This is a genomic window from Mucilaginibacter pocheonensis, from assembly GCF_031456535.1.
Taxonomy (GTDB): domain Bacteria; phylum Bacteroidota; class Bacteroidia; order Sphingobacteriales; family Sphingobacteriaceae; genus Mucilaginibacter; species Mucilaginibacter pocheonensis.
In genome coordinates, this window is record NZ_JAVDUU010000001.1 from 974817 (window position 1) to 992712 (window position 17896).

Here is a 17896-nt window from a genome sequence, read left to right on the forward strand (position 1 = left end):
CTAAAAACCGATCATAAACACATAAAAAAACGTCAAAAATGAGAGAATTTAACAAAAATCCGCCCTGAAAAGATGAAAAAGCGAAGCTGTTTTTGCAGCTGCGGTAATCATTGATATGATTATTGTGAATAATTAATAAATACCAAACATGAACTAAACTTTATTAATTTATGCAAATTTCTACAAGAACTAAATCGTCCTGTTTCAAAAAAACGCAGACGATACCCCCTGATCTAATTTTTCTTAAAACTGCGTTAAAATGGATTTTTTGTCCGTTGGCCACGCTATTGACAATAGGTGCGTGTTCAATTAAAGCACAGGCTGATAGCAAAAAGGCTATAGTAATAAATAACTATACAGCTATTACCCAACCGGCAACAGATACAGTAAGCAGCTTTGTGCTTAACGGCACCGTAAGGGACGAAAATGATGAGGTGCTTCCCGGTGCTACAGTTAGGATAAAAGGCACCAGTAAAGGCGCTCAAACCAATATGTATGGTAAATTCATTATTGAGGTTGAGGGCGGTCATGACTCATTAGTAGTATCATTTGTGGGCTATACCACCAGAACCATCAGGATAAACGGTCGCAGAAATATCACCATAAACCTGGCGCCCGATGCAGAAGGACAAAAGCTTGCCGATGTGCAGGTTGTTGGTTATGGCACTCAAAAGAAAACCAGCGTGGTGGGCTCTATTTCAACGGTTTCGGTTAAGGACATTCAAAAGTTTTCTACTCCTTCATTAACCAACGCCATTGCCGGTAAGTTAGCGGGCGTTGTTACCCGTCAAACTTCGGGCGAACCGGGGTATGACGCGGCAAAAATATTTATTCGCGGACAAGTTTCGCAATCGGGTGTAAACAAGCCATTAATTATTGTTGACGGTGCCGAACGGGAATTACAGGATTACTGGACCACCATGAACATACAGGATATTGAAAGTTTTTCGATACTGAAGGACGCTTCGGCAACCGCGGTTTATGGTAACAGGGGTGCTAATGGCGTGGTGCTTATCACTACAAAAAAAGGCGCTGTTGGTAAGCCAAAAGTTACTTTCAGAACAGAAACCGCCGTAGTATCGCCGTTACGTGTAGTTGATTATATCAATGGATATGAGTTTGCCCAATTAACCAATGAAGCATTGACCAATGTGGGGCAGCCCGCAAAATACACCGATGCCGAAGTTCAAAAGTATAAAGACGGTTCAGATCCTTATCTATATCCTAACATCAACTGGAATGATGTGGTGCTCCGTAAACACACCCGGCAATCCATGACCAACCTGGGCATTTCAGGCGGCAGCGAAGCGGTAAGGTACTATGTTAATTTAGGTTACACCGTACAACAGGGTATTTATAACGAGGATAAGAAGGTGCCGTATGAAACCAACGCGGCCGTAAAAAGATACAATTTCAGGTCGAATACCGATTTTCAGCTCTCCAAAAGTTTCTCTCTGGCACTGGGACTATCCGGCATCATTTCTACCGCTAATTATCCCGGCCGCAGCGCGCCTGACATTTTTAACGCTTTGCACTTTACTACGCCAAACGCTTATCCTATAGTAAACCCTAATGGGTCAAGCCCCGGCGGGTTCGGCAACATTCAGTTAAATCCGTTCGCCGTAATTACCCAAACTGGTTACACCAAACAGTTTTATAACACGCTGGTAAATAACCTGTCGGCCAAATGGGACCTGTCCTCAGTAGTAAAAGGGCTTTCGGTAACCGGTTTAGCAGCTTATGATTTGGTTGATATTACCCAAAATGTACGGCAAAGAACACCGGCTTTGTATAATTATACCAAAAACAGCGCCGGCGAAGATACATACACCATTGTTTCAACCGAAACGCCCCTGGGTTTTTACCTTTTAAATGAAAATTATAAAACTGTTTACCTGCAAACGGCCGTAAACTATAATCGCACATTTGGTAAACATAGTGTTACCGGATTGCTGGCTGCCGAAAGAAGGGAATTTACCAATGTTAATACCACCAATTCGGTAACCAATTTGCCCGAAAGAAGGCAGGGGCTCATTAGCCGTTTAACCTATAATTACGATTCGAGATATTTACTGGAGCTGAACGCAGGCTATAACGGTTCAGAAAATTTTCCCAAAGGCAAACAATACGGGTTTTTCCCATCTATTGGCGCCGGGTGGCTTGTATCAAACGAAAAGTTCTGGAATAAAGACGTCATCAGTTCGCTTAAGCTCAGAGGAAGTTATGGCCTGGTAGGAAATGATAGGATCGGCGGCGACAGGTTTATATTTCTGTCAACTTATAATAAAGATGCGGCGGGTTATGTTTTTGGCATCAACCAAAATATTAACCCCGGAGGTAAAAGCGAGGCCCGTATAGGTAATGATAACGTAACCTGGGAAAGGGCTTACAAATCAAACGCCGGGATTGATCTGGAGTTGTTTAATGGAGCATTCACCTTAACAGCCGATGTTTTCCGCGAGCGCCGCGAAGGTCAGTTGTTAGCGCGTGCCTCGGTGCCAATTTATGCTGGTTATCCGGGCGGAACGCTTCCTTATGCCAATGTGGGGATTACTACCAATAAAGGTTTTGACGGCAGTTTCCAGATCAGGAACACCAGCAAAGGCGGTTTTTATTATTCGGTTACCGGCAATTTCACCTTTGCTAAAAACGTGATCGTAGAAAATGACGCCGCGCCTGCGCTATATCCCTGGCAGGAGCTTAGGGGGCACCCGATTGGTGCAAACCTGGGCTACGTGGGTATAGGCTTTTTTAAAGACCAGCAGGATGTTGACAATAGCCCCAACCAAACCGCCTTGCAGTCTATTATTCGCCCGGGCGATATTAAGTATAAAGACATCAATAATGACGGGAAGATTGATAACGCCGACCGCACTGTTATTGGCAACTATGGCTCAGAACCCCGCATGATATTTGGTTTGGGAACTACCCTGGCCTGGAAAGGGTTTGACGTATCTGTATTTTTACAGGGCGCGGCACAACGCGATTTCTTTTTCTCATCAGGTAACCAGGCTTATACGGCCTGGGCGTTTTCGGGCGGGGTTGGTGTAAATAATGTGATGCAGCAGGTTTATGATAACCGCTGGGTGCAAGGGGCCGACAATTCAAATGCCCAGTTCCCGGCAGTGAGGGCATTAAGTACCAATAACTACATTGGCTCAACCGTTTGGCAAAGAAAAGGCGACTATTTGCGCATAAAAAATGCCGAGATAGGCTATACTTTACCGGCGCGTTTATCAAAAAAATTAGCAGTACGGAGCGTGAGGTTTTTTGCACAGGGAACTAACCTTGCCACCTGGGATTATATAAAATCAATTGATCCTGAATCTGACTTTGGTACAGGTGGTTATCCAATAACCAGGAACTTCAATTTTGGATTAGATCTTAATTTTTAATTATATATAAATCATATATTATGAAACCAAAAGTAATTTTAGTTTTTGTTTCCATGATGCTTTTTACCTGCTTGTCCTGTAAAAAGAATTTTCTGGACAAAACGCCCGATGGTGACCTAACCCAGGATCAGGTATTTACCAATCCCACCTGGGCCGAGCAGTACCTGGCTAATATTTACTCGCATTTGCCCAGGGAATTATCACTGGTTGATAATCCGGGCAATAATGAGTCGCCTACTAACCCGTTCACGGGCGCATCTGATGAGATGGAGATGAGCTATGACCCCAATTTTACCAATAATATGAATGTGGGTAACTGGAGCCCAACATCCTACGTGCAGGATATTTGGTCGCAGTGTTATATAGCCATCCGGAAAGCCAACGTGTTCCTTGAAAATATTGATAAGCTCCAGCCCTCAGATCTGGCGCCCGCTGCCAAAATAAACCGCTGGAGGGGCGAGGCCATCTTTCTTAGGGCATTTTATCATTTTTTGCTGATCCGGGTGTATGGGCCGGTTCCAATTGTAGACAAAACCATTAACCTCGATGCTGATTTTCTGAGCTATAAACGCGAACCGATTGATAAATGTGTTGCATTTATTGCTTCAGAATGTGATAAGGCGGCAGGTTTGCTGGACCCCAGGATAACTGCTGCTAATGATTATGGAAAGCCCGACAGAACAACGGCCCTGGCGCTAAAAGCCCGCGTGCTTTTATACATGGCCAGCCCGTTGTGGAACGGCGGAAATCCCGATTACCTGTCTTTTAAAGATAAAAACGGAACGCGGTTATTTCCTGATTATGACGCGTCAAGATGGCAAACCGCGGCAACCGCAGCTAAAGCTTGTATTGACCAGGCCGAAGGAGTAGGGCATAAACTTTACCGGTCGGCCAATAATGATCCCATAAAAAACTATCAGGAAATATTCTACAATAACTTTAACGACGAAGTTTTTTTTACGAGAGATGATCCCGGTTACAATAATATTGACGCCTACAGCGAACCCCGGGGTATGGCGGGTGCTTTTTGGCCGCTTCAAACACCTACCCAGGATATGGTTGATGATTACGAGATGGCAAACGGTACGCGTCCAATCCTGGGTTATAACGCAGATATGACCCCTGTTATTAATCCGTTATCGGGATATAATGAAAGCGGGCAGGCGACAACGGCTACTGATAATTATGTGGAGGGAACCCGTAATATGTATGTTGGCCGCGAACCGCGTTTTTATGCCAGCATTATGTTTACCGGACAAAAATATAAGCAATCGCCACCGCAAAACCGCAGTACCCCGCTACAGTTCTGGAAACTTGGTTTAGACGGCCGGCCAACAGCAAGTGGCGATAACTATAGCAAAACAGGCTATTTGCTTAAAAAACTTACCAATCCCTCTTTTGTGATGTCACCAAAAGCCGATCCCATCAGGGTGTGGATATTTTTCCGGCTTGGCGAGCAATACCTCAACTATGCCGAAGCGCTTAACGAGGCGCAGGGCCCGGTAGGCGATGTTTATAAATATGTGAATTTGATCAGGGACCGTTCCGGTTTACCAGGCCTAACACCCGGCTTGTCAAAAGATAACATGCGCGAGGCCATCCGGCATGAACGCCGGATAGAACTGGCTTTTGAAACACATCGCTATTTTGATACCCACCGCTGGATGACCGCTGCTGCTACCGATAATAAAAACATATATGGCCTTGATGTCAATGGCGTAATAAGTGTAAGCCCATCGGTACCTTATAATATAGCAAGCGATGCTTTTTATAAGAGAACGGTAATTGAAAAGCGGGTTTTTGAAAAGAAACATTATTTATGGCCAATTCAGCAGCGGGAACTTGAAAAAAATCCTAATTTGGTTCAAAACCCGGGTTGGTAAGCCCCTGCCCGCAACTGAAAAGAAGACAATAAACAGACTGTATTAAAGCCTTACGAAGTTTTTAAAACTTCGTAAGGCTGGCCGTCGGGGGACTGACACCCGTATTAAAAGTTTAATAGTACCTATATATGAATAAACCATTTATCATCCTAACAACGCTGCTGCTTTGCTTTTATTCGGGCTTTGTGCAAGCGCAGGAATTATATGACCTGCCGTCAGATGCCGAAACCCGGTGGGTGAGTTTTGAAAACCCAACCGGCGCCAAAGGTAAGGGCGGCATGGAAAATAAAACCGCCAAGGGCCATGCCAGCGAGTGGGTAAACGCCGGTAAAAGTATCACGTTGCTTGATTTTGATGGGGCGGGTATTATTAACCGTATCTGGATGACCATTATTGACCGTAACCCTCAGGCCCTGCGTGCTATCCATATTGAAATGTATTGGGACGGTGCGACAAGGCCGGCGGTGTCTGCCCCGCTGGGCGATTTCTTTGGCATTGGGTTAGGGCGCATGGCGGCTTTTCAAAGTGCGCTTTTTACTGATCCGGAGGGAAAATCATTTAATTGTTATGTGCCCATGCCTTTTAAAAAGCATGCCAGAATTGTGCTGGTGAACGAGTCAAAGCAAAACCAGCTGTTATTTTATGATGTTAACCTTACCAAATTAAAAAAGCACCCTAAAGATATTGCTTATTTCCATGCCTACTGGAGCAACAGCACCGGTAGGGGACTGGGCGACGATTTTGAAATATTACCAAAAGTAAAGGGCAAGGGGCGCTTTCTGGGCACCAACATCAGTGTAATGGCCGATAAGATATATGGCGATACCTGGTTTGGCGAAGGCGAAGTGAAAACCTACCTTGATGGCGACAAAGATCATCCTACGTTGGTTGGTTCGGGTACGGAAGATTACATCGGTTCGGCCTGGAACCTGGGCCCCTTTTCGCAATTATACCAGGGAGCAACGGTGGTGGATAAGCAAAAGAAACAGTTTGCCTTTTATCGTTATCACATACCTGATCCTATCTATTTCAGTGCCGATTGCCGCGTAACCATACAGCAAATGGGAGGGGCTGGAAGAGACCTTATTAGGGCGATAGCAAAGGCGGGCGGAAAAGTGAAGCCCGTATCGGTAATGACCGCCAGCGGGTTAATAAAGCTTCTTGATGATCCGTCATATCCTGATCTTTTTAGTGATAAGTTCCCGGCAGATGAATGGGTGAATTTTTACCGGGTTGATAATTACTCGGCTACCGCTTACTTTTATTTAAACAGTCCTGAAAGTAACCTGCCACCGCTTGCGCCGCTGGCCGAAAGGATAAAAGGATTATAAACCAGTCGAAAATTTATTTTGATATTTTATAAGAAAGTTACAAGTAAAATTATAAATTTGAATACGCATTCATATCTTTAATAAACCATAAAATCGGAATATAAATTCTTTTACAGGGTTTGAATCTCAAAACCTGATATTAAATAATTAGAAAGTGATAATAACCCCTATGTCAGTAGCAAAAGTTCGTGTAATAATTAAAAATGACTACGTATTCATATTGAATATGCTGAACAAAAGTCTTGAGTGTTTTATAATTAATTGGCTAAATTAATTATCATAAAAGAAAGATATGAATTGGAACCAACCGGATATTTGGATAGTAGCAGGATACCTGGTACTGATGTTTGGGATGTCTTTATGGCACAGGCGTTTTGCATCAGGCAACCTGGAGAACTTTTTTCTGGGCGGTCGCAAGATTCCCGGCTGGCTAAACGGCATATCATACACCGCGGCGCTCGTTAGTCCGGACGCGGCCACGGGTTATGGCGGTTTGGCCGTTGTAACTGGGGCTTTTGTTTCCTGGTGGTATTTGAGCAGGTTTGGCCTGGCCCTGTTTATTGGCGGTGTATTGTTTGCCGTATTCTGGCGTCGCCTTAACTTGTTTACTTCACTTGAATTTTATGGATTGAGATTCCCCGCACGGGCGGCATCGGCTATGAGGATATGGATAGCAGTACGTACCTCGTTAATAGCCATGCCTGCCTGGACAGGGATCACCCTGCTGGCAGCCTTTAAGATCATGGGGCCCGCGTTTGGGCTTACCAAACTGGAAACCATGTACCTGGTGGTACCCATTTCTTTCCTGTTTGTTTTCTTTTCAGGTTATAAGGGCGTAGTGATCTCCAACCTCATCCAGATGTGTATTTTCTTTATCGGGACTGTTACGCTTGCCGGGCTTACACTGGCACATTTTGGCGGACCTGTGGCTATGACCGCTGCCATTTCGCATGTTTTTGGTTCAACCCATCCCGAAATGCTGCAAATGACACCGCCGGCCAAACATGATGTATTTCCACTTGCTGCGGCTATGGCCTGGATGTTTGGGCAAAGCATTGGCTATGGCGGCGATGCCGCGCCGATGGGTGGGGCGATGGAAGGGCAGCGTATCTTATCAACCCGCACACCTTCCGAAGCATTGACCATGTATGTGGTAACCGCTATCAGCATGTTCCTTTTATTGCTGCTGGTTACGCTGCCCAGTATTTCGGCAGCTGTATTGTGGCCCGAACTGCGCAATGCCGGCGCCGACCGCGAACTGGTGTATGGCCGCCTCATGAAAGAAATGCTGCCGCATGGAGCCATGGGTTTGCTGGTGGCGGCCATGATGGCGGCTACCATGTCAACCGTGGGCGATAACCTGAACTTTGGCAGCCAGGTGCTGGTAAGTGATATTTACCGGCGCTGGTTTGTGCGTTCGGCAAGCGAAAAACATTATATGATGATGGGCAAGGTTGGTATGGCTATTATCATATCCCTGGCTATGGCCGTGGTATTCAACGTAAGCATTATTACTGATGTGGCCATATTCATGCTGCAGCTTAGCGCCGCCGAACTGCCCGCAAACTGGGCCCAATGGTGGTGGTGGCGTTTTAATGGTCCGGCGCGGATGGCCGCATCATTTGGCGGGGCTGCTATTTTTTGCCTGGTGGTACTGGGCCCTAAGGCGCTGTTGTTTTTGGGTGTTACCTGGGCGCAAAATCTGGTATTGCCCTGGTGGTGGTCAACGTTATTGGTAATGGCCCTCACCACCATACTATGGGTAACCGTAGCCTTATTAACCAAACCCGATCCCGAAAAGTTGCTGAACGATTTTTACCAGCGGGTACATCCTTTAGGTTTCTGGAAACCATTTAGGGTGAAGCATGGGGCAACACCATTAACAAACATTGTGAAACCTATATTTCGCGGTTTGGGGGTGGCAGCTATTGGCTTCGCCGCAACATCATTATTGATACAGGGACTCACCGAAGCCTGGTTTGGGCATTATCTAAGGGGCATGGCGGAGCTCATTGTCTGTGTAGTACTATTCATTGTATTTAAAAAAACATCAAAAGCATACCTCGATTATCTGGCCGTACGCACCTCCAAAAATGTGGAGGCTGATGTTGCCGGCAACAAAACAAAATTATCTGTAGTAGAATAATCCCCAAAAAAAATTAATAATTAATACAACATGCTAAAAAATTTATGAGAGCAAAAAAAGAATTCAGATCAAAAGACGAACACGTATTATACCTCGGCGACTGGGTATTTCACGTTGGCCCTACATTTATCGAAACCCCCTTTGGAACAGAAACAAAAGATGCCGATCTGCATTTTTACGGCGAACGCCTCACCGAGGCACTCGAACACCTGGTTGATGTAACACCCCTGGCTAACTGGGAACTATACCGCCTGGAGCCAGGTAAGCTGGAAGAGTACCTGGAGCACTCGGCCTGTTTGATCATTAGCGATGTTGAAGCTAAATGTTTTCATTTATACCCAAGCTTTTTTGACCGTGCCAGGCGCGAAAATAAAGTAGTGACATTTCCTGACAGGCTTAATGTGATCAAACAATGGATCAACGATGGCGGCGGAATGATGATGCTGGGCGGCTGGTTATCCTTCAGCGGTGTGCAGGCAAAATCAGGATGGGGCAGGAGCTCGCTAAAGGAAGTTTTACCTGTTGATTGTTTGCTGATTGAGGATCTGGTTGAGTCATCGGCAGGTTTTACAGCGGAGGTGCTGATACCTGATCACCCTGCGGTTAAGGGACTGGCATGGAACAAATTTCCGCCCATATTTGGTTATAACGAGGTAAATGAAAAGCCTGAAGGACAGGTACTGGTACGCGTAAAAGAAACCGGGCACCCGCTGGTTGTGGCCGGCGAATATGGCAAGGGCCGTGTATTAACCTACATGTCTGACCCGGCGCCGCACTGGGGAATAAACTTTGAGCTATGGGAGGGCTATGACCAGTTTTGGCAGCAATCATTAAACTGGGTTAAAAAGCAAAAATAGAAAATGACGCTGCCTCAATTGTTTGCCGGTACCTCGGTTACTGATATAACCCCACCATTGGAAGTGGGTTTGCTAACCTCATCTGTTAATGGGCTTTATGAACCGTTTGAATCGGTAAGGTTACCGTTAAAAGCGCGTGTTCTGGTACTCAGGTGGGATTCCGAAATAGTGGCATTGGTTTCAACCGACCTGATTGCCCTAAATGATACCGCCGTTGGCGGATGGGACAAATTTAAACAGGGCATGACTGATAGTATTGATCCGGACAAGATCATTTTTACCTGTACGCATACCCACAATGCACCTGAGTCCGTAGCGTTATCAGATTTATACCTCACGGAGATCTATCAGTTCTGGCTGGCCCAGGTACAATTCAGGATAAAAGAAGCCATTAAGCTTGCTGTTGCAGCCGCCAGGCCATGTACCCTGTCGTTCTTTTATGATGAGCTGAACAATTTTTCGATGCAGCGCCGTATCAAAACACCCGGCGGTATCATCATGTCAGACAGTATACAGCCCATAGCTCCGCAACTGCTTGATCTGCCCCCTGTTGACAGGCGTGTTAAAACTATCCGTTTTTACGATGAGGATGGTAAAGGAGTAGCCACGGTAGTTCAGGCCATTTGCCATCCTGTGCACGAAATGTGCATGAAACATATCTCATCTGAGTTTCCCGGAGAGATGTGCAGGGCGCTGGAATTATCAGCCCAAAACGGTATGCCCATGTTTTTAAACGGAGCAGCTGGTGATACCAACCCGCCAACGGTTTCTATGGGGCCTTTATACGCGCACAGACACGGGCTTGCTTTGGCCAAAACAGTGTTGAACGGCCAAAACGAGGCAGGGATAAACCATGCTGATTTTGCTTTTTCGCGTAGCGCGCTACAGCTTGGGGTAAGGCAGGGAACAGGTGTAGTGAACAAACTTGATGCCCTGGCCCGTTTCAGCGCCATAAAATTGGGTTCACTGGCCATAGTTTTTTTACCCGGCGAACCCTTTGTAGAAACCGCTCTGGAGATCGAAAAAAACTCACCGTTTGCTTATACCATAGTAGCAGCTTATGGTGAAAACAACATTGGGTATATCCCCACCCAAGAAGCACTGCAATTGGGAGGGTATGAGGCCGGCCCGGGCAAATGGTCATACATGGAAGCTGGTGCCGATAGAGTGGTTAGTAATGAAGCTTTACGTTTGCTGAATGAATTGTATAACAAATAGATACAGATAAATTATCGAACTAAAAAAAGAGCGATCTGGTCTGGTTGAAAAACCACAACAATAAATGATATGAAAACAACTATAACAATTAAAAGTGTTGTTTGGGCGTGCCTGCTACTTACATTAACCTTTACCCAAAGCTTTGCAAAAGGTAAGCAGGTGTATTTTTATGGCAGCGAAAAGAATGACCTTTACCAGCTGCTGAAGCGCGAAGGTTTCGTGATCAAAAAATACAGCACTCCGAGGGCGGCAATAAATGCTGCTGCAAACGGGGCAGGGGTATTTATTATTGCCGACGCGTACCCAAAAACTGATCCGGTTAACCAGATCACTCAAGCAATACTTAACCAGGCCAATAAAAAGGGGCTAAAGCTTTATGTGGAATACCCCTCGGCATTTCCCGGATTAAACATCCCTCAAAAGCCGGTTGAAACCCACCTGGAGCGTGCCGTTATAACCGCAGATGTGTTTGGCAATGAGTTAAAGCCGATGGCTCTGCTGGCCATACAAAATAGCTATATACTGCCGGTTGAGGTAAATAACCCACTAATTGTATTGGCCAAGGTGGTAGGTTTTGACAAAGCTGAATATGGGCTTAAAGATACCAAAGCCTATCCCTTGCTTTTTGAGCGGGGCGGCGCGCTGATCAGCATGACCGGTTTAAGTAATTTTGAAACCGGACGGTATGGTCCGCAACAGGCCATTAAAGCCGTATGGAAATATATTTTAGCGCGCATAACCGGTAATAAAACCGTTAACCTGGATAAATGGGTTGAAGATGTTAAACCAATGTTTAACCGCGATGAGCCATTACCGGCTACAGCCCGGTTGAATAGTATTAAAAAAGGCGCGCAATGGTTTAACAATGGTCGTTTTTTTATTGATCCAAGCTGGAAATCCGACTGGCTCAAATACGATGGGTCCAATAATTCTACTCCGGTTGGGCCGCCGGTAAGCCAAAGTAAACCCAATGGTAATGGCAGCGAAGGGATTATTGAGGGCCATACCTCTACCATTTACTATGACGGCAGCCAGCAATACCGTTATTGGATGCGGGCCGATGTACAGGGCGAGGTAAGTATGGCCATGGCCGCTGCCGGCAGGCTGTTAAATAATAAGGAATATGAAGCCAAATCGGCCAATTTGATTAATTACCTGTTCAAAACATCCAACTTGCGGGCTGGTAATAAAAATGATCCTAAAAGCGCCGCTTATGGTCTTTTAGGCTGGTCAACTTCCAACTCAACAACTTTTTATGGCGATGACAATTCCCGGGCTATACTGGGAGCTATAGCCGCGTCATCATATCTGCATACCGATAAATGGGATAAGGAACTGGCCGAAGCTATCCTGGGCAATTTCCGAACAACCGGCAAACAAGGTTTCAGGGGAGAGCGCCTGGAAGAAGCGGATATTATTAAAAATGGCTGGCAGCATTATTATGATCAGGACCGTACACATATATCACCGCACTTTGAATCATGGATGTGGGCTTGTTATTTATGGCTATACAGTAAAACAGGGTATGAGCCCTTGCTTGCCCGTACAAAAGAGGCTATTAAAATAACCATGGATGCCTACCCCGAAAAGTGGTTGTGGGGCAGCAGTATGCAAACGCAGCGTGCCCGTATGATATTGCCGCTGGCCTGGCTGGTGCGGATTGAAGATACAGAAGAACACCGCCAATGGCTTGACAAAATGGTGAATGAAATATTGAAATATCAGGATGCAAGCGGCGCCATACAGGAGGAACTGGGCAAAGGAAAAGGCATGTTCAAAGCCTTGAATACCAATGCCGATTATGGTTCAGATGAGGGATCGCTCATTTTTAGGAACGGCGAAAAAGCTGCCTGTATGTTGTATACCTGCAATTTTGCCCTGTTCAGCCTGAATGAGGCGGCACAAGCCACCGGTAATAAGAAATATAAGGATGCGGTTGATAAACTGTCTGACTTCATGACCCGGATACAGGTACAAAGCACCAAACATAATGATTTAGATGGCGCCTGGATGCGCGCCTTTGATTATGGCCGCTGGGACTACTGGGCGTCCAACTCCGACGCAGGTTGGGGAGCATGGTGTACGTTAACCGGCTGGATCCAGAGCTGGATAGTTACTTCGCAAATACAGATACAGCAGCATGAAAGCTTTTGGGAGGTGACTAAAAACTCGGCCATAAAAATCAAGGCAAAACCGGCAATTGACCAAATGTTTAAACAATAACATCACGTGAAAAAAATAATTCTTAATATTTTACTCTTTGTTACTGTGCTGATCAACAGTGCTGTACATGCGCAGGTCTTGAATAATGACCTGTCGGCTCTGTCACAGATACAACAGGGGATGACCTCCAAAAGGATCAGCAGCTATGATCGCACCGGCGGCGGCGACGATTTTATAAGAATCGCCAAAGACGAAAAGAAAACCGTTTTTGAAGTAAAAGGCGCGGGGATAATTAATCATATATGGATCACCATGGCGCCTGATCCCGGTACGCTGAGCCGTAATGATGTGATCATTAAAATGTATTGGGATGGTAAAGAATATCCATCTGTAGTATCACCCATAGGTCCGTTCTTCGGCCAGGGCTGGAACGAATCATATGAATATAGTGCCTTACCGCTTTCGGCAAGCCCGGTTGAGGGGCGTGGCATGGTGTGTTATTTTACCATGCCCTTTAGTAACGGTGCCAGGATCGAAATAGATAACCAGTCGGGCCGCAGCATTGGTCATTTTTACTACAGCATTGACTATGCCGCTTTGGATAAGCTGCCTGCCAATACCGGGCGCTTTCACAGCTGGTATAACAAACAGCTCACGGGGACCTCAAAAACCGAAGGAGAGAACGAATGGGGGATTTTGGGTAAACCCGGCAACAACCTGTTGGGTAAGGATAACTACGTGATTGCCGATATTAAAGGCAAGGGTCATTTTGTGGGGGTAAACTATTATGTTAATTCGCCCACACCGGTGTGGTATGGTGAGGGTGATGAAATGATATTTATTGATAATGCGACCGAACCAACACTTAATGGTACCGGTACCGAAGATTACTTTAACACTGCTTGGTGTCCTAAATCTGTTTTCTCACATCCCTACTATGGCTATCCCCGGGTTAATAATGACATAGGCTGGCTGGGGCGCACACATTTGTATCGGTTTCACATTACCGATCCGTTATATTTTAACAAAGCTTTCAAATTCACTATTGAACACGGACATAACAACGTGCTTACGCTTGACCTTGCCAGTGTGGCCTATTGGTACCAGAGCGAAGCCAATCCGGTACCACCTATTCCGGATGCGGCCGCGCGGAAACCTATGCCGCTCATCAACATTGGCGATATCCACAGGTGGCGCAACGAATGGCGCAAAAGCAAAGGTAACGATCCAAAACTTTGGGGTAATTAAGCTATCAGTATGAGATTATTAAAATACATATCAATTGCCTTTTTGCTTGTTTTTATCGTGCAGGTACATGCCCAGGAAATGATGGGGCTTACAGAGATAAAACATAATGTAAAATCAAAGCGGGTAAGCAGTTATGACCAAAGCGGCGATAATCATGACAATCTACAAAATATTAAAAACGGCGATAAGCGTACCATTTTTAATGTAAAAGGCGCGGGCGTTATTGATCATATCTGGATTACGATAGCACCCGAGCCACGCTTTTTGAGCCGAAATGATATTATTATCCGGATGTATTGGGATGGTAACGATTATCCCTCTGTTGAATCGCCAATCGGGCCGTTTTTTGGCCAGGGCTGGCAGGAATCCTATTTGTTCACCTCTGCGCCTTTACTGGCAACCCCGTCTGACGGGAATGGCCTGGTAAGCTACTTTGCCATGCCTTTTGCAAAAGGGGCACGTATCGAGATAGAAAACCAATCGGGTAAAGATATTACAGCCTTTTATTTTTATGTGGATTATACAGAAATGAAAAAGCTGCCGCCCAATACCGGCAGGTTTCATGCCTGGTATAATAAACAACTAACCGGTCCGGCAGATAGTGTTGAAAATGAGCACTGGATGTTTGGTCCCAATAAGCCTAATAAAACAGGCGCCAATAATTATGTAATAGCCGATATTAAAGGCAAAGGCCATTTTGTGGGCGTAAATTACTATGTGCATTCGCCCACTCCATACTGGTACGGCGAAGGTGACGACATGATATTCATTGACGGCGACGATAAACCCGCGCTGAACGGTACCGGTACCGAGGATTATTTTAATACTTCCTGGGGTGCACCCAAAACACCGTACAGCACCCCATATTTTGGTTATGCCAAAGTGAATAATGACATCGGTTTCCTGGGCAAAACACATATATACCGTTTTAATATTGCCGATCCGGTTTATTTTGACAGCTCCTTGAAATTCACCATTGAGCATGGCAGTACCAATGTATTAACGCTTGACCTGGCAAGTGTAGCTTACTGGTACCAGGATAAGGCCGAACGGATACTCCCTATACCCGACGCCGCAGCCCGCAGGCCTAAGCCAATGATAGGTCCGGTTGATATACACCGCTGGCGTAACGAATGGCGAAAAAGTAAAGGTAACGACCCTAAATTGTGGGGCAATTAACACATCAACAAAAATATATACCAATGAAAAGAGATTACAGAACCTTGATCATACAAGCTATCAAACACAATTATTGGGTACGGTTACTATTGTTGCTGGCCCCGGTTATCATCATTTTATCATGTACCAAAAAAAGCGCTCAAAATGTGGTACAACCGCCTGATCCTCCAAAAAAAGAAACAACTTTCAAGAACCCTTTACTGGGCAGCGGTGCAGATCCCTGGGTAATTAAAAGCGGTAACTCATTTTATTATATGAGCACCGGGGTATCTAAAATTTCCATTACCAAAACACCGGCAATATCTGAGCTGGCCAAAGCCAACCCTACCGTTGTGTGGACACCTCCCGCAAGCGGCCCTAACTCTAAAAATATCTGGGCGCCCGAGCTGCATTATCTGCAGGGGAAATGGTATATGTATTACACAGCCGGCGCATCATCAGACCTTGCCACCCAGCGTTGTTTTGTATTGGAAAATTCAGCTGCGGAGCCGTTGGATGGTTCATGGACAGATAAAGGCAAGCTGAGCGACCCTGATGGTGATTTTTTTGCTATCGACGGTACTGTACTGGAGTATAAAGATAAATTATACTTTATCTGGAGCGGTCAAATTTCAGGATCAGACATTACCCAGCGCATCTATATAGCCGAAATGTTAAACCCCTGGACGCTCAAAACCCACAAGGTTCAGCTATCGCTGCCACAATATGACTGGGAAAAAAACGGATCGGCTGTTAATGAGGGGCCCGAGATTTTGAAGAATGCGGCAGGTCGCGTTTTTCTGGTATACTCCGGCAGCAGTTGTCATACCGATAATTATGGTTTGGGTATGCTCAGCCTTAAAGAGAACGGCGATCCGTTAAACCCCGCCGACTGGACCAAGAGCGCCGTCCCGGTATTTAGCAAAAGCATTGAAAACAACGTGTTTGGGCCGGGCCATAATGGTTTTTTTAAATCAAAAGATGGTAAAGAAGACTGGATCATTTACCACGCTAACGCGCAAAGCGGACTGGGTTGCGGCGGTGCAAGGAGTCCCAGAATACAAAAGTTTACCTGGAACACAGATGGTACGCCAAATTTTGGTGTGCCGGTAAGTACAACACAAAGCTTAACAAAACCTTCAGGAGAGTAATAACAAATAATTATATAAAAATAACAATGGCAGAGGTTTTAAAAAGCGGAAGAAGCGCGTTGGACATTAAGGATGCGGATACAAAAGTTAAAAAAACCGTACAAAAAATAATAAGCGATATTGAAGAGCATGGTGATGAGGCTGTAAGGCGGTATTCGGAGTCATTTGATCACTGGTCGCCGGCATCGTTCAGGCTTAGTGAGGAAAGCATCAGCGAAATTATGAGCAATACTCCCCAACAGGTAATAGACGATATTTTATTTGCCCAAAAACAGATCAGGTTTTTTGCGGAACAACAAAGGGCATCCATTCTGGATGTGGAGATAGAAACCCTGCCCGGTGTGTTTCTGGGGCATAAGAATATTCCGGTTAACAGTGTAGGTTGTTACATTCCGGGCGGCAGGTACCCCATGGTAGCATCGGCCCACATGAGTGTGTTAACAGCAAAGGTGGCAGGCGTAAAACGGGTAATAGCGTGTACACCGCCTATAAACGGACGAATTCCGCAGGCTACGGTATGTGCCATGCACCTGGCTGGCGCCGATGAGATCTATATATTGGGCGGCGTGCAGGCCCTGGTGGCCATGGCTGTAGGCACTGATACCATTAAGGCTACTGATATGATAGTTGGTCCCGGTAACGCTTACGTAGCCGAAGCAAAACGCCAGTTATTCGGGCGTGTAGGTATCGATCTGTTTGCCGGCCCCACGGAGGTATTGGTTATCGCTGATGATACAGCCGATGCTGAAATGGTAGCCTGTGACCTTTTGGGCCAGGCAGAGCATGGCCCAACTTCGCCGGCTGCACTTATTACTACATCGGCTGCTTTGGCAAAGGAAACCGTTATGGAGATTGAGCGCCAGCTGCAACTATTGCCAACAGCAGATATCGCCCGGGTGGCATGGGAACAAAATGGGTCTATTATTTTGGTTGCCAGCGAAGAAGAAGCTGTTTTTGAGGCCGATAAGCTGGCTTATGAGCATGTGGAGGTATTAACAAAGGAACCGCAGTTTTTTCTGGATAAGATGACCAATTACGGCGCGCTGTTCCTGGGCCCCGAAACTAATGTAGCTTATGGCGATAAGGTTATTGGCACTAACCATACTTTGCCTACCATGAAAGCGGCTAAATATACCGGCGGTCTTTGGGTGGGTAAATTCCTTAAAAATTGTACGTATCAAAGATGCACGGAGGAGGCAAGCGCCTTTATCGGTGAGTATGCCATGCGCTTATGCGAACTGGAAGGTTTTGCTGCACATAAAGAACAGGCGGCGCTAAGGGTAAGGCGCTATGGTAAAAAGCAAAGTTTGATAACTTCTGATGCTGAACAAAAAAAATATTAATAA

General features: G+C 45.7%; 11 protein-coding genes. All 11 read left to right on the top strand.

Going from position 1 to position 17896, the window contains the following annotated elements; translation table 11 throughout:
- Positions 1-275: 275 nt before the first annotated feature.
- The 11 genes from J2W55_RS04085 (at position 276) to hisD (ending at position 17893) form a co-directional block, all read left to right on the top strand.
- Positions 276-3395 carry a SusC/RagA family TonB-linked outer membrane protein gene (locus J2W55_RS04085; RefSeq protein WP_310092263.1) on the top strand — a complete coding sequence of 1040 codons (3120 nt, stop codon included), beginning with the start codon at positions 276-278 and terminating at the stop codon, positions 3393-3395.
- Between the two features lie 20 nt (positions 3396-3415).
- Positions 3416-5278, top strand: a complete 1863-nt coding sequence (locus tag J2W55_RS04090; RefSeq protein WP_310092265.1) for a RagB/SusD family nutrient uptake outer membrane protein — start codon at positions 3416-3418, stop codon at positions 5276-5278.
- Between the two features lie 128 nt (positions 5279-5406).
- On the top strand, positions 5407-6609 hold the full coding sequence (locus J2W55_RS04095) for a glycoside hydrolase family 172 protein (RefSeq protein ID WP_310092267.1): 1203 nt from the start codon (positions 5407-5409) through the stop codon (positions 6607-6609).
- Positions 6610-6901: 292 nt separating this feature from the next.
- On the top strand, positions 6902-8755 hold the full coding sequence (locus J2W55_RS04100; RefSeq protein WP_310092269.1) for a sodium:solute symporter family transporter: 1854 nt from the start codon (positions 6902-6904) through the stop codon (positions 8753-8755).
- Between the two features lie 44 nt (positions 8756-8799).
- Positions 8800-9612, top strand: coding sequence for a glutamine amidotransferase (locus J2W55_RS04105; RefSeq protein WP_310092271.1), 813 nt, complete (start codon positions 8800-8802; stop codon positions 9610-9612).
- A gap of 3 nt (positions 9613-9615) precedes the next feature.
- Positions 9616-10830, top strand: coding sequence for a hypothetical protein (locus J2W55_RS04110; RefSeq protein WP_310092273.1), 1215 nt, complete (start codon positions 9616-9618; stop codon positions 10828-10830).
- Positions 10831-10899: 69 nt separating this feature from the next.
- Positions 10900-13053, top strand: a complete 2154-nt coding sequence (locus J2W55_RS04115) for a hypothetical protein (RefSeq protein WP_310092275.1) — start codon at positions 10900-10902, stop codon at positions 13051-13053.
- A gap of 6 nt (positions 13054-13059) precedes the next feature.
- A complete protein-coding gene (locus J2W55_RS04120; protein WP_310092277.1) occupies positions 13060-14241 on the top strand; it encodes a glycoside hydrolase family 172 protein in 1182 nt (393 codons plus the stop codon).
- Between the two features lie 9 nt (positions 14242-14250).
- A complete protein-coding gene (locus tag J2W55_RS04125) occupies positions 14251-15420 on the top strand; it encodes a glycoside hydrolase family 172 protein (protein WP_310092279.1) in 1170 nt (389 codons plus the stop codon).
- Positions 15421-15443: 23 nt separating this feature from the next.
- Entirely contained in the window at positions 15444-16550 is a 1107-nt protein-coding gene (locus J2W55_RS04130) for a glycoside hydrolase family 43 protein (RefSeq protein WP_310092281.1), read from the top strand.
- A 26-nt stretch (positions 16551-16576) separates the two neighbouring features.
- Positions 16577-17893 (top strand): histidinol dehydrogenase, encoded by a 1317-nt coding sequence (gene hisD, locus J2W55_RS04135; protein ID WP_310092283.1) that lies wholly within the window; start codon positions 16577-16579, stop codon positions 17891-17893.
- Positions 17894-17896: the final 3 nt, after the last annotated feature.

What these genes read in the sequence shown, in the direction of transcription:
- J2W55_RS04090 (WP_310092265.1), top strand. Translation starts at nt 3,416, where the DNA reads ATGAAACCAAAAGTAATTTTAGTTTTTGTTTCCATGATGCTTTTTACC.
- J2W55_RS04095 (WP_310092267.1), top strand. Translation starts at nt 5,407, where the DNA reads ATGAATAAACCATTTATCATCCTAACAACGCTGCTGCTTTGCTTTTAT.
- J2W55_RS04100 (WP_310092269.1), top strand. Translation starts at nt 6,902, where the DNA reads ATGAATTGGAACCAACCGGATATTTGGATAGTAGCAGGATACCTGGTA.
- J2W55_RS04105 (WP_310092271.1), top strand. Translation starts at nt 8,800, where the DNA reads ATGAGAGCAAAAAAAGAATTCAGATCAAAAGACGAACACGTATTATAC.
- J2W55_RS04110 (WP_310092273.1), top strand. Translation starts at nt 9,616, where the DNA reads ATGACGCTGCCTCAATTGTTTGCCGGTACCTCGGTTACTGATATAACC.
- J2W55_RS04115 (WP_310092275.1), top strand. Translation starts at nt 10,900, where the DNA reads ATGAAAACAACTATAACAATTAAAAGTGTTGTTTGGGCGTGCCTGCTA.
- J2W55_RS04125 (WP_310092279.1), top strand. Translation starts at nt 14,251, where the DNA reads ATGAGATTATTAAAATACATATCAATTGCCTTTTTGCTTGTTTTTATC.
- J2W55_RS04130 (WP_310092281.1), top strand. Translation starts at nt 15,444, where the DNA reads ATGAAAAGAGATTACAGAACCTTGATCATACAAGCTATCAAACACAAT.
- hisD (WP_310092283.1), top strand. Translation starts at nt 16,577, where the DNA reads ATGGCAGAGGTTTTAAAAAGCGGAAGAAGCGCGTTGGACATTAAGGAT.